The 12,619-nt window shown below is 70.1% G+C and carries 11 protein-coding genes; 9 read left to right on the plus strand and 2 right to left on the minus strand.

Going from position 1 to position 12,619, the window contains the following annotated elements; translation table 11 throughout:
- Window positions 1-527: 527 nt before the first annotated feature.
- The 3 genes from ACWGDB_RS41555 (at window position 528) to ilvD (ending at window position 3,969) form a co-directional block, all read left to right on the plus strand.
- Complete coding sequence (locus ACWGDB_RS41555) at window positions 528-1,352, plus strand: sugar phosphate isomerase/epimerase family protein (protein WP_369272671.1); 825 nt, start codon at window positions 528-530, stop codon at window positions 1,350-1,352.
- Window positions 1,349-1,975: a TetR/AcrR family transcriptional regulator gene (locus ACWGDB_RS41560; RefSeq protein ID WP_383617243.1), complete on the plus strand. Its 627-nt coding sequence runs from the start codon at window positions 1,349-1,351 to the stop codon at window positions 1,973-1,975. Before ACWGDB_RS41555 ends, ACWGDB_RS41560 begins: the two co-directional genes overlap by 4 nt.
- 140 nt (window positions 1,976-2,115) lie before the next feature.
- Window positions 2,116-3,969, plus strand: a complete 1,854-nt coding sequence (ilvD, locus tag ACWGDB_RS41565) for a dihydroxy-acid dehydratase (protein WP_453827236.1) — start codon at window positions 2,116-2,118, stop codon at window positions 3,967-3,969.
- Window positions 3,970-4,054: 85 nt separating this feature from the next.
- On the opposite strand, the gene ACWGDB_RS41570 is transcribed toward ilvD, so the two are convergent.
- Window positions 4,055-6,190, minus strand: coding sequence for a serine/threonine-protein kinase (locus tag ACWGDB_RS41570; protein ID WP_453827237.1), 2,136 nt, complete (start codon window positions 6,188-6,190; stop codon window positions 4,055-4,057).
- A gap of 181 nt (window positions 6,191-6,371) precedes the next feature.
- Between ACWGDB_RS41570 and ACWGDB_RS41575 the strand changes: the two genes are divergently transcribed.
- The 6 genes from ACWGDB_RS41575 to proC all read left to right on the plus strand — a co-directional run bounded on the left by ACWGDB_RS41575 (window position 6,372) and on the right by proC (window position 10,880).
- The gene (locus ACWGDB_RS41575; RefSeq protein WP_383617234.1) at window positions 6,372-6,704 is read left to right on the plus strand and encodes an SH3 domain-containing protein; all 333 of its coding nucleotides are present in this window, start codon (window positions 6,372-6,374) and stop codon (window positions 6,702-6,704) included.
- Between the two features lie 68 nt (window positions 6,705-6,772).
- Window positions 6,773-7,276: an EamA/RhaT family transporter gene (locus ACWGDB_RS41580; protein ID WP_453827238.1), complete on the plus strand. Its 504-nt coding sequence runs from the start codon at window positions 6,773-6,775 to the stop codon at window positions 7,274-7,276.
- Between the two features lie 114 nt (window positions 7,277-7,390).
- Entirely contained in the window at window positions 7,391-8,161 is a 771-nt protein-coding gene (locus tag ACWGDB_RS41585) for a class I SAM-dependent methyltransferase (protein WP_453827239.1), read from the plus strand.
- A 182-nt stretch (window positions 8,162-8,343) separates the two neighbouring features.
- Window positions 8,344-9,147, plus strand: a complete 804-nt coding sequence (locus ACWGDB_RS41590; protein ID WP_453827240.1) for an ABC transporter ATP-binding protein — start codon at window positions 8,344-8,346, stop codon at window positions 9,145-9,147.
- Window positions 9,144-9,935, plus strand: a complete 792-nt coding sequence (locus ACWGDB_RS41595) for an ABC transporter permease (RefSeq protein WP_453827241.1) — start codon at window positions 9,144-9,146, stop codon at window positions 9,933-9,935. Before ACWGDB_RS41590 ends, ACWGDB_RS41595 begins: the two co-directional genes overlap by 4 nt.
- Window positions 9,936-10,067: 132 nt before the next feature.
- Window positions 10,068-10,880 carry a pyrroline-5-carboxylate reductase gene (gene proC / locus ACWGDB_RS41600; protein WP_328880102.1) on the plus strand — a complete coding sequence of 271 codons (813 nt, stop codon included), beginning with the start codon at window positions 10,068-10,070 and terminating at the stop codon, window positions 10,878-10,880.
- Window positions 10,881-10,926: 46 nt separating this feature from the next.
- On the opposite strand, the gene trpS is transcribed toward proC, so the two are convergent.
- Window positions 10,927-11,970: a tryptophan--tRNA ligase gene (gene trpS, locus ACWGDB_RS41605; protein WP_453827242.1), complete on the minus strand. Its 1,044-nt coding sequence runs from the start codon at window positions 11,968-11,970 to the stop codon at window positions 10,927-10,929.
- Between the last annotated feature and the right edge of the window lie 649 nt (window positions 11,971-12,619).

The raw sequence follows: 12,619 nt of genomic DNA on the forward strand, positions 1-12,619 counted from the left end.
TCCCCTTGCCGCCGTACGCGGGTGCGGCGCCGTGGGGGTACGCGCCTTCTTCTGCGCCGGTCGCGCCAATCCGGACCGTCCGGCGGTTGAAGAGGCGGGCTGCGCCATCCTTAGCCCCCACCCACCCGCAGATTGCTACGCACCGTGCGACGGCACTTCTCAGCTCCGGTCCGGGCATTTCAGCCCGTCCGGCGTTTGAGGACGAGGCCGTTCAGGCCGAAGCGGGGGTCTGGGGGCGGCAGCCCCCTGGCGGGGTCGAAGGGGCGGAGCCCCTGGAGGTGGGACGGGTAGGGGCGGCGGGGGCGAGGAAGGCAACGATGCGGGCCGCACCCCGCGGGACCCGGCCCGGCGCACGCCGACGCCCGCCCCTGAGCGAAGACCGGCCGCGCGGCGTGAACCCCGCCACACCCCCCGACTCCGCCCCCCGGCATACCCCCAGTTCGCACACATGGCCGGTTGCACCCCCTCCCGGACCCCCCACCCCCACCAGTTCCCCGACGCCCAGCACCGCCCCGTACGCTGTCCCCGTGGCAGAACCAGTGGTGCGCATCCCGGATGCGAAGGTCGCCCTGTCGACGGCCTCGGTGTATCCGGAGTCGACGGCGACGGCCTTCGAGATCGCCGCGCGCCTCGGGTACGACGGTGTCGAGGTCATGGTGTGGACCGACCCGGTCAGCCAGGACATGGAGGCACTGCGGAGGCTGAGCGACTACCACCGCATCCCGATCCTCGCCGTCCACGCCCCGTGTCTGCTGATCACCCAGCGCGTGTGGTCCACCGACCCCTGGACCAAGCTCCAGCGAGCCCAGGCGGCCGCCGAGAAACTGGGCGCGAGCACCGTCGTCGTACACCCCCCGTTCCGCTGGCAGCGCCAGTACGCCCGCGACTTCGTCGAGGGAATCTGGCGGATGGCGAACGAGACGGATGTGCGGTTCGCCGTCGAGAACATGTACCCCTGGCGCTACCGCGACCGCGAGATGCTCGCGTACGCCCCCGACTGGGACGTGACGAAGGACGACTACCGGCACTTCACGATCGATCTCAGCCATACGGCGACGGCCCGGAGCGACGCGCTCCAGATGATCGACCGCATGGGCGACCGGCTCGGCCACGTCCACCTCGCCGACGGCAGAGGGTCGGCGAAGGACGAGCACCTCGTCCCGGGTCGCGGCACCCAGCCCTGCGCCGAGGTGCTGGAGCGGCTCGCCCTGACCGGCTTCGACGGTCACGTCGTCATCGAGGTCAACACCCGCCGCGCGATGTCCAGCGCCGAACGCGAGGCCGACCTCGCCGAGGCCCTCGCCTTCACGCGGCTGCATCTGGCCTCGGCGATGAAGGTGTCCCGGCCGTGACCGGCATCACCTCGGGCCAGGGCGGGGTGGGCTCCCGACGCCGTGGCCGACCCCCTCGTACGGAATCCGCGGACACCCGCGACCGCATCCTGAACGCCGCCCGTGAGGAGTTCTCCGAGCGGGGCTACGAGAAGACGTCCGTGCGCGGCATCGCCAAGGCGGCCGGCGTGGACTCGGCGCTCGTGCACCACTACTTCGGCACCAAGGAGCAGGTCTTCGAGGCGTCGGTGGAGGTCGCCTTCGCGCCCGCTCTCAAGGTGCGGGACGTGGTGCTCGAAGGACCCCTCGACGATGTGGGGGAGCGCATGACCCGCGTCATCTTCGGGCTCTGGGAGAACCCCGTGTCCCGGAAGCCGCTGCTCGCCATCGTCCGGTCGGCGGTCAACAACGAGGCCGCTGCCGCCGTCTTCCGGCGGCTCGTCTCCGCCCAGCTGATGCGGCGCATCGCCGGCGAGATCGACTCCCCGGACGCCGAGCTGCGCGCCGAGCTCGCCGCCGCGCAGCTGGTGGGCGTCGCGATGATGCGGTACGTGATCAAGATCGAGCCGATCGCCTCGGTGGACGTGGAGGAGATCATCGCGCGCGTGGCGCCCGTCGTGCAGGGGCACCTCACCGGGCGGTGACGTGGCAGATGGCTGTTCCGCGAGACATGCGTCCCGCATTTCGGACACCCCGTCCCGCCCTCTGGATGACCGGCGTACGCTCGTTAGCAGTCAGAAGTCTCTGATCGCAGTCTCTGCTGTCCCTGAAGGAGCGAGCGACGATGCCCGAGCTGAGGTCCCGCACAGTCACCCACGGCCGCAACATGGCGGGCGCCCGCGCCCTTATGCGCGCCTCCGGTGTACCCGGTGCGGACATCGGCCGGAAGCCGATCATTGCGGTGGCGAACTCCTTCACCGAGTTCGTGCCCGGTCACACGCACCTGCAGCCCGTCGGCCGGATCGTCAGTGAGGCGATCAGGGAGGCCGGCGGCATCCCGCGCGAGTTCAACACCATCGCCGTCGACGACGGCATCGCGATGGGGCACGGCGGGATGCTCTACTCCCTGCCGTCGCGTGACCTGATCGCGGACAGCGTGGAGTACATGGTCGAGGCGCACTGCGCCGACGCCCTGATCTGCATCTCCAACTGCGACAAGATCACCCCGGGCATGCTGAACGCCGCCCTGCGGCTCAACATCCCCACGGTCTTCGTCTCCGGCGGCCCCATGGAGTCCGGCCGCGCCACGCTGGTGGACGGCACGGTCCGTACGCTCGACCTGGTCGACGCGATCTCCGACGCCGTGAACGACAAGATCTCGGACGAGGACATCCTCCGTATCGAGGAGAACGCCTGTCCGACCTGCGGGTCCTGTTCCGGCATGTTCACGGCCAACTCGATGAACTGCCTGACGGAGGCCATCGGCCTGTCCCTGCCCGGCAACGGCTCGGTCCTCGCCACGCACACGGCCCGTAAGGCCCTGTACGAGGACGCGGCCCGCACGGTCATGGACGTCACCCGCCGCTACTACGAGCAGGACGACGAGACGGTCCTGCCGCGCAACGTCGCCACCTTCGCGGCCTTCGAGAACGCCATGGCCCTCGACATCGCGATGGGCGGCTCGACCAACACGATCCTGCACCTGCTGGCCGCCGCCCAGGAGGCGGGCGTTCCGTTCGGGCTGGAGCAGATCAACGAGGTCAGCCGCCGGGTTCCCTGCCTGGCGAAGGTCGCGCCGAACGTCGCCAAGGACCGCACGTACTACATGGAGGACGTGCACCGCGCCGGCGGTATCCCGGCCCTGCTCGGCGAGCTGCACCGCGCCGGCCTGCTGAACGAGGACGTGCACGCCGTCCACAGCCCGTCCCTGTCGGACTGGCTGAAGACCTGGGACGTGCGCGGTGGCTCGCCCTCGCCGAAGGCGGTCGAGATGTGGCACGCGGCCCCGGGCTGTGTCCGGTCGGCGGAGGCCTTCTCGCAGTCCGAGCGCTGGGAGGCCCTCGACGAGGACGCCGAGGGCGGCTGCATCCGCAGCGCCGAGCACGCGTACTCCAAGGACGGCGGCCTGGCGGTCCTGAAGGGCAACCTCGCCGTCGACGGGTGCGTGGTCAAGACCGCGGGTGTGGACGAGTCGATCTGGACCTTCGAGGGCCCGGCGGTCGTCTGCGAGTCGCAGGAAGAGGCCGTCGAGAAGATCCTCAACAAACAGGTGACGGACGGCGACGTCGTCGTCATCCGCTACGAGGGCCCCAAGGGCGGCCCCGGCATGCAGGAGATGCTCTACCCGACGTCCTTCCTCAAGGGCCGCGGCCTCGGCAAGACCTGCGCCCTGATCACCGACGGCCGCTTCTCCGGCGGCACCTCCGGCCTGTCCATCGGCCACGCCTCCCCGGAGGCCGCGTCCGGCGGCACGATCGCCCTGGTCGAGGACGGCGACCGTATCCGCATCGACATCCCGAACCGCTCGATCGAGTTGCTGGTCGACGATGCGGAACTCGCCCGCCGTGAGCAGGCGTTGAACGGGGCGTACGCTCCGAAGAACCGCGAGCGCAAGGTGTCGGCGGCGCTGCGGGCGTACGCGGCGATGGCGACCAGCGCGGACAAGGGCGCGGTGCGCGACGTGAGCAAGCTGGGCTGAGCCCCGCCGAGGGCCCCTGAGGGGGCCGGCAGGCACGACGAGGCTTCCGCGAGGGGCCGTCTCTTGGGAGGCGGCCCCTCCGCCGTCACCAGGCGGACGGGGTGCGTGCGTCCACGGCGAAGACGGTGCCGTCGGGGGCGGTGGCGTAGATGCCGCCGTCGCCGAGGCCAGGTGCGGGCAAGGCGGCTGTGGCCTCCGCGGAGTTCGCGCTGAGGCGTGGGGGCGTCTGGCCGAGGAGCCTTCCCTCGGCGGCGTCGACGGCGAGCAGGCGTCCGTCGGCGGCGCTGAAGTACACGCGCCGGCCGTCCGAGACGGGGGCCGAGCCCTGGCTCACGGTTGTCTCCAGCGACCACACCTGCTTGCCCGCACGCGTGTCGACCGCCACCAGCGACCCACCGGTGCCCAGCAGATAGACCACCCCTCCGTGCACGCCGGCCTGCGCCTGTACGACCGGAACGGGCAAGTCCACGCGCCGCTCGGCCCCGGACTCCGGGCTGTAGCGGACCACGGCCTTCGCCTCGCCGTAGTCACCGCCGCCCGCAAGGAAGAACACCTCGCCGCCGGTGACCCCGACGGGAGTCAGATCGCCGTCGAGCCGTACGTCCCAGCGCACATCCCCCGTACTCGGATCGACCGCCATGACGCGCGTCCGGTCCCCGTCGGCGGACGTACTCGACACGAGAACCCACGGGCTCTTCGGGAACGACACGACGTACGCCTCGCTCAGACCCGGGATCCCCCGCGACCACTTCGTCTCGCCCGACGCGCTGTCGACACCGGTCATCTGCCCGTCGGCACCGCTGAGCAGCAGCATGCCGTCCGCGAACCGGAATCCCCGGTACGCGGAGACGTCCAGGTGCCACCGTGACTTGCCCGTCGCGGGATCGAGCGCCTCCAGACGCCTGCCGGCGTGCGTCAGCACATGCGCCAGCCCACCGGACAGCGTCGGCGGACCGCCGGGCGAATCGCCCTCGGCCAGGTCGTGCCGCCACAGCACGCTGCCGTCGGTGGGATCGAGTGAGCTGATCAGCCCCGGTTGCGTACACAGCAGTCCGGGTCTTTCGTACGTGCATCTGGGCAGGCCCTTTCCCTGCCCGGCAGGCTTGACGGCCCAGGCCTCGAACCGCGCCGCCGCGGAGGCGGCTCCATCGCTGCCGCTCCCGCTCCTGCTCGGGCGCTCCGCAGGGACGTCGTCCATCAGCTGCACAGCGGCGACTCCGCCGCCGACGACAAGGGTCAGGGCCGCTGCCACAAGCGCTGCCCGCTTGAGCAGGCGCCTTCTCGTCGCCGCCCGCCCCGGCTCCGGCTGCGGCTCGGGCTCCGCGGAACCCCGCTCCGGCTTGGGCGAATCCCCCGTGCGCTGCGCCGGTATGAACGCCTGCGTGTCGTACGAGGCCGCCACCGCGCGCAGCTCCCGCATCAACTCGTCCGGCGTGGGACGGTCCTCGGGCTCCTTGGCGAGACACCGCCCGATGAGCGGCGCGAGATTCTCCGGTACGCCGGTCAGGTCCGGCTCGTCATGGACGACCTGGTAGGCGACGACGTACGGACTGTCGGAGTCGAACGGCCCCCGTCCCGTCGCCGCATGCACCATCACGGACCCCAGCGCGAAGATGTCGGCGGCCGGCCCGACCTCCCGCGGCCGCCGGAACTGCTCCGGCGCCATGAACGGCGGCGTGCCGATCAGCTTGCCGGTCTCGGTCCGCAGCTCGCTGTCCTTTGGCCGAGAGATGCCGAAGTCGATGACCTTCGGCCCGTCCTCGGCGAGCAGCACATTGCTCGGCTTCAGGTCCCGGTGCACCACCCCGACCCGGTGGATGTCGCGCAGCGCCTCCGCCAGCCCGGCCATCAGCTGCCGCAACTGCGCCGGCTCCATCGGCCCGTTCCGCTTCACCTGGTCGGAGAGGGTCGGCCCGGGGATGAACAACGTGGCCATCCAGGGCCGTTCGGCCTCCGGATCGGCGTCCACCACCGGCGCGGTGAAGGCCCCGCTCACCCTGCGAGCCGCCCCCACCTCCTGCCGGAAACGCCCCCTGAACTCGGGGTCCTTCGCGAACTCGGCATGCACGACCTTTACGGCGAGCTGCATGCCCGACGTGCTCCGCGCGAGATGCACGACGCCCATGCCGCCGGCCCCCAGGTGGGACTCCAGACGGTAGTGACCGGCGTACTCGGGAAGTTCCGCTTCCGCGCCCGCTCCGGCGTTCTGCTGTGGCGCCATGGGACCACCCCCGTGCTGTTCGTCCGCGCGCGCGACGCACGGAGCCTAGTCGATGACTCGTACGAGACAGAGGCGGCTTGCTAGTCTCCGCGTTCGAGTCGTGAACTTCTGTTTCATGGCGTGATTTAGGGGAATCAACGGGACCCCATGAGGGTCATGGGGATCAACGGGGGGAAGTCTCATGTCTGTTGACCGTGTCGAATTGCTGGACGGCGGCGAGGAAAAGGCCGCGGATGCGGCCGTCACGATGGCGGCCGCGGCCGTGCCCTACTACCCGGTCGCGCCGGGCGTCCGTCTCAACGTCCGCAGCGGCCCCGGCACCAGCTACCCGATCATCAAGGTCCTGTCCGAAGGAATCCGGGTCGCGATCTACTGCCAGACCCCGGGCACGCGCGTGACGGGCCCGTACGGCACGACGAACATCTGGGACAGCATCGCCAGCGGCGAGTACGTCTCGGACGCCTACGTCAGAACAGGCAGCGACGGCTACGTCCGCCCCCGCTGCTCGTCCTGACCACAACAGTTCCCGGTATCCGGGAACCCGTACGGAGCCCGCGGCCGGGCCGGAGCCATAATCGACGCGTGAGCGAGACGAACGGCACCCCGGACACCACCGCGGGCTCCACGGGCCCCCGCCCCGAGCCTCTGCGTTTCTTCGGCACGACCTGGGTCGACCACGACAACGGCTACACCGCCCGCCGCATCGCGGTGTCCGCCGGCTCCCTCGCCACCGCGGTCGCCTCCTGCCTGGTGCTGCGCTTCGCCTACCAGGGGCTCCAGATCGCCGACATCGGCAGCTTCGTCACCCTGCTGATGGTCGTGATGTTCGCGGTCTGCAGCGCCCTCGCCTTCCGCCACACCTGGGACGGCTTCACCAAGCGCCCCGACCCCGACCGCCAGGCTTCCCTCCGCGGCCTCCTGACCATCGGCTTCGTCGGCTCCCTCCTCGCCTACTTCTTCCGCTCCCTCACCGAGGCCCCCGGCGAGAAACTCCACCGCGAGGAATACGAGGCGGCCCGCCTACAACACGAGAACCGCACCACCCGCCGCACAGGCAACCCGGCGAAGAAGCGCCGCCGCGGGTAGTCATGGGGCCCCGCACCTCCCACCACTTCCCATGTGTCGCCGCGCGGGGTGCGCAGCCCACCTCCTCTCGTCAAAGTCCGTGCCTACCGCACCGACCAAGGCCACCATGGCGATATGACGGCCCCTTCCCACGCTGACCGAGCCCGTTCCTTCAACGCGGCCGCAGCCCAGTACGCCGCGAACCGCCCCACCTACCCACCCGCCCTCTTCGACGCGATCGAAGAGCTCGCCGGCCGCTCCCTCACCGGCGCGCGCGTCGTGGATGTGGGCGCGGGCACCGGCATCGCCACCGAGCTCCTCCAACAGCGCGGTGCCGCCGTACTCGCCGTCGAGCCCGGCGACGGCATGGCGGCCCAGTTCCGCCGCACCCACCCCGACATACCGATCGTCCGCGGCAACGGCAACGCCCTCCCCCTCGCCGCAGCCTCCGCCGACTTCCTCACCTACGCCCAGGCCTGGCACTGGACCGACCCCACCCACTCCGTGCCGGAGGCCCTGCGCGTACTGCGCCCCGGCGGCGCACTCGCCCTGTGGTGGAACACCACCCCGCTCGACATCCCTTGGCATGCCGCACAGGCAGTCCGTATCGAGCGCGGTTTCGGCACCCACCCCGCCGTCGAGCAGAACGGCAGCGGCGCCCGAGCCGCCCTCTCCGACCCCACCGGCCTCCTCAACTTCACCGGCCACAAGGTCCGCTGGAGCCGTCGCGTCCCCGTCGACACACACTTCGCGAACCTCGGCAGCCACTCGCTCTTCCTGGTCCACGGCACGGAGGCGAGCACCGCCTTCCTCACCGAGGAAAAGCGCCTCCTCCTCGACACCTTCCCGGACGGAATCATCGAAGAGACCTACGACGTCGACCTCCTCATCGCCACCACCTCCTGACCCCGCGCCGACCGACCAGCGACCAACGACCGCCGGCCACTGCCCCTCCCTACCGCCCGCCCCGCCCCCGATCCGGCGTGGGCGGGCTACTTATGCGCCGCTCCCTCCCATGCCCCCTCGCACCCGACCGCCGATCCTCCCGGCGCTTGACGCCGCAGTCCCGCCGGAGGATTATTCATCGCATGATGAATTATTCGGCCGCCCGCTCCGACCCACCACCCGACACCCCCGCCATCCGAGCCGAGGCCCTGAGCGTCGTACGCGGCACCCGCCAGGTCCTCCGCGACCTCGACTTCACCGTCCCGCGTGGCCAGATCACCGGCCTGCTCGGCCCATCCGGCTGCGGAAAGACCACGCTCATGAGGGCGATCGTCGGCACCCAGGCCAAGGTCACCGGCACCCTCGACGTGCTCGGCAGCCCCGCGTGCCACCCCACCCTGCGCACGCGTATCGGCTACGTCACCCAAGCTCCCTCCGTCTACGACGACCTGACGATCCGCCAGAACCTCGCCTACTTCGCCGCGATCCTCGACCCCGGCCACGCGGCAGCCGACCGGCGCCATGAGAACGTCACCCGTGCCATCGCCGACGTCGACCTCACCAGCCACGCCGACTCCCTGGCCGGCAACCTCTCCGGCGGCCAGCGCAGCCGCGTCTCCCTGGCGGTCGCCCTCCTCGGCACCCCCGAACTCCTCGTCCTGGACGAACCGACGGTCGGCCTGGACCCGGTCCTGCGCCGCGACCTCTGGAGCCTCTTCCATGACATCGCGGCCTCCCGCAACGCCACCCTCCTCATCTCCTCCCACGTCATGGACGAGGCCGAGCGCTGCCACCGCCTCCTTCTGATGCGCGAGGGCCAGATCCTCGCCGACGACACCCCGGACGCCCTCCGCACCCGTACGCACTCCGAGACGGTCGAGGCGGCCTTCCTGCACCTGGTCGACGAGGCGACCGCGGCCGCCCGCGCGAAGGAGACCACGCGATGACCACGACGACGAGCACCACCACCACGCTCCGGCCGGCCCCCACCGGAGCACTCAGCCTTGCCCGCACCACAGCCACCGCCGCCCGCGTCCTGCGTCAGCTCCGCCACGACCCGCGCACCATCGCGCTGCTGGTCCTCATCCCCTGCGTGATGCTGTTCCTGCTGCGCTACGTCTTCGACGGCAGCCCGCGCACCTTCGACAACATCGGCGCCTCCCTCCTCGGGATCTTCCCGCTGATCACGATGTTCCTGGTCACCTCCATCGCCACCCTGCGCGAACGCACCTCGGGGACCCTCGAACGCCTCCTCGCCATGCCTCTCGGCAAGGGCGACCTGATCGCCGGCTACGCCCTCGCCTTCGGAACCCTCGCGATCATCCAGTCCGCCCTGGCGACCGGACTCGCGCTCTGGTTCCTAGGCCTTGACGTCACCGGCAGCCCCTGGCTGCTCCTCCTCGTGGCGCTGCTCGACGCACTGCTCGGCACCGCGCTCGGTCTCTTCGTCTCGGCCTTCGCGGCCTCCGAATTCCAGGCCGTCCAGTTCATGCCGGCCGTGATCTTCCCCCAACTCCTCCTTTGCGGCCTCTTCACCCCGCGCGACAACATGCACCCTGCCCTCGAGGCCATCTCCAACGTCCTCCCCATGTCCTACGCGGTCGACGGCATGAACGAGGTTCTCAAGCACACCGACATGACCGCCACCTTCGTACGCGACGCCCTGATCGTGGCGGGCTGTGCCCTGCTGGTCCTGGGCCTGGGCGCGGCAACCCTGCGGCGCAGGACGGGATGACCGCCCAGGGCCGGGCCCGGTGTCCGGCCCGTCCCCCAGCCCCGTCCGCCCACTGGACTCGCCACCTCGAAAAGGTGGCCCTGGTGGGAGGATGAACCCGGACAACGCAACCTCCGGAGGGCACCGCAGCCAATGACCCAGAAAGTCGCAGTCCTCGGCACCGGCAAGATCGGCGAAGCCCTGCTCAGCGGAATGATCCGCGGCGGTTGGGCACCGGCCGACCTCCTGGTGACGGCCCGCCGCGCGGAACGAGCCGAAGAACTCCGTGCCCGCCACGGAGTCACCCCGGTCACCAACGCGGAAGCCGCCAAGACCGCCGACACCCTGATCCTCACGGTCAAGCCGCAGGACATGGGCACCCTCCTCGACGAACTCGCCCCACACGTGCCCGCCGACCGCCTGGTCATCAGCGGAGCCGCAGGTATCCCCACCTCCTTCTTCGAGTCCCGCCTCGCCGCCGGCACCCCGGTCGTCCGGGTCATGACGAACACCCCCGCCCTCGTCGACGAGGCGATGTCCGTCATCTCCGCCGGCAGCCACGCCAGCGAAGCCGACCTCGCCCACGCCGAGGAGATCTTCGGCTCCGTGGGCAAGACGCTGCGTGTCCCCGAGTCGCAGCAGGACGCCTGCACCGCCCTCTCCGGCTCCGGCCCGGCGTACTTCTTCTACCTGGTCGAAGCCATGACCGACGCCGGCATCCTTCTCGGCCTGCCTCGCGACAAGGCGCACGACCTGATCGTCCAGTCCGCGATCGGCGCCGCGACGATGCTCCGCGACAGCGGCGAACACCCCGTCAAGCTCCGCGAGAACGTGACGTCCCCCGCCGGCACCACCATCAACGCCATCCGCGAACTCGAGAGCCACGGCGTGCGAGCCGCCCTCATCGCCGCCCTCGAAGCCGCCCGCGACCGCAGCCGCGAGCTGGCCTCCGGGAACAACGCCTGACGCGCCGGCCGCCCCGTCCAAGGGTGGGGCGGCCCAGCGCGCACCCCTAAGCGGTCACCTCGATATCGGCAGCCGCTGTCGCAGCCGTGGCTGCAGCCGCCGGCAGCAACCCGATCGCGCGATACGCGGCATCCACGACCGGCCGGGCCATCGCCCGAGCCCGCTCCGCACCATCCCGCAGCACCCCCTCCACATAGCCAGGATCCGCGCACAGCTCCCTGTGCCTGTCCCGCACGGGCCTGAGGACCTCGACCACAGCCTCCGCGGTCGCTGACTTCAAAGCTCCATACGATTCATATACACCGCTCAGCTCCGATGGGTTCCCACCCGTGCAGGCAGCGAGGATCTCCAGCAGATTCGCCACCCCCGGTTGAGCGGCCCGGTCGTACACGACCTCCCGCCCGCTGTCGGTCACGGCCCGCATGACCTTCTTCCGCACCACATCGGGCTCATCGAGCAGATAGACGATCCCTGGCCCGGAGTCGTCGCTCTTGCCCATCTTCGACGTCGGATCCTGCAGGTTCATCACCCGAGCCGCGACCTGCGGAGGCGTGGCCCGAGGCACGACGAACGTATGCCCGTACCGCTGGTTGAACCGCACCGCGAGATCCCGCGCGAGCTCCACATGCTGCGTCTGGTCGTCCCCGACCGGCACCTGATCGGTCCCGTACGCCAGGATGTCCGCCGCCATCAGCACGGGATACGTGAGCAGCGACAGCCGCACGCTCCCACCCCGCGCCTGCTCCCGCGCGGCCTTCTCCTTGTACTGGATCATCCGCCGCATCTCGCCGTCCGTGGCCACGCACTCCAGCACATAGGACAGCCGCGCGTGCTCGTCCACATGACTCTGTACGAAGACGGTGCACAACTGCGGATCCAGCCCCGCCGCCAGCAACAGCGTGGCCGCCTGCCGACTCAGCCTGCGCACCCGCGCCGGATCGTGGTCCACGGTCAGCGCGTGCAGATCGACGATGCAGAACAGCGCGTCAGCCTGGTGCTGATCGACGGCAGCCCACCGCCGCATGGCCCCCAGGTAGTTCCCCAGCGTCAGATGCCCGGTCGGCTTGACCCCACTGAAGACCCGCGTCATCTCTTCTCCACCTCCTGGTCGAGACCGCCGTCCCGGCGGCCGACCCTCTGGAGCTCCGGAGGGAGAAACGAGAACGGCCGCCGAAGCGGCGGCCGTTGAGTGCATACGTAACTACGGCCGCCGTCAGGCGGCCCACCACAGCTGGGTGCACGTACGCGTCGTCATGCGCTCCAGACTACGCCCCGAGAGTGCCGTCAGGAGCGAAGTTGACACGCCCACGGCCGATCCGTAGTGTTCTCCGAGTTGTCCGACGTGAGCGCCGACTCCGGTCGGTCCCCGGACAGCCACTCCGCAAGTACCAACAACTATTCGACGACAGTCGATCTGTCTGCCGTCGTTTCATTGGCATGCGTATTTACGGAATGAGGAATCCGCGTTCGAGAGAACGCAGCCCCCGATTAGCTCGGGAGCGAGGAATCCGCTAAAGTCTCACTCGTCGGAACGGCCCAACAGCCGGGAAGATAAGCCCCGCTGACTGGGGGTCAGGCCCGAAAGGATCTGATAGAGTCGGAAACGCCGGAAAGGGAAACGCGAGAGCGGAAACCTGGAAAGCACCGAGGAAATCGGATCGAGAAAAGGTCTGATAGAGTCGGAAACGCAAGACCGAAGGGAAGCGCCCGGAGGAAAGCCCGAGAGGGTGAGTACAAAG

This window comes from Streptomyces sp. NPDC055013, assembly GCF_053608645.1.

What these genes read in the sequence shown, in the direction of transcription:
- proC (WP_328880102.1), top strand. Translation starts at nt 10,068, where the DNA reads ATGACCCAGAAAGTCGCAGTCCTCGGCACCGGCAAGATCGGCGAAGCC.
- ACWGDB_RS41585 (WP_453827239.1), top strand. Translation starts at nt 7,391, where the DNA reads ATGACGGCCCCTTCCCACGCTGACCGAGCCCGTTCCTTCAACGCGGCC.
- ACWGDB_RS41575 (WP_383617234.1), top strand. Translation starts at nt 6,372, where the DNA reads ATGTCTGTTGACCGTGTCGAATTGCTGGACGGCGGCGAGGAAAAGGCC.
- trpS (WP_453827242.1), bottom strand. Translation starts at nt 11,970, where the DNA reads ATGACGCGGGTCTTCAGTGGGGTCAAGCCGACCGGGCATCTGACGCTG.
- ACWGDB_RS41570 (WP_453827237.1), bottom strand. Translation starts at nt 6,190, where the DNA reads ATGGCGCCACAGCAGAACGCCGGAGCGGGCGCGGAAGCGGAACTTCCC.
- ACWGDB_RS41590 (WP_453827240.1), top strand. Translation starts at nt 8,344, where the DNA reads ATGATGAATTATTCGGCCGCCCGCTCCGACCCACCACCCGACACCCCC.
- ACWGDB_RS41595 (WP_453827241.1), top strand. Translation starts at nt 9,144, where the DNA reads ATGACCACGACGACGAGCACCACCACCACGCTCCGGCCGGCCCCCACC.
- ilvD (WP_453827236.1), top strand. Translation starts at nt 2,116, where the DNA reads ATGCCCGAGCTGAGGTCCCGCACAGTCACCCACGGCCGCAACATGGCG.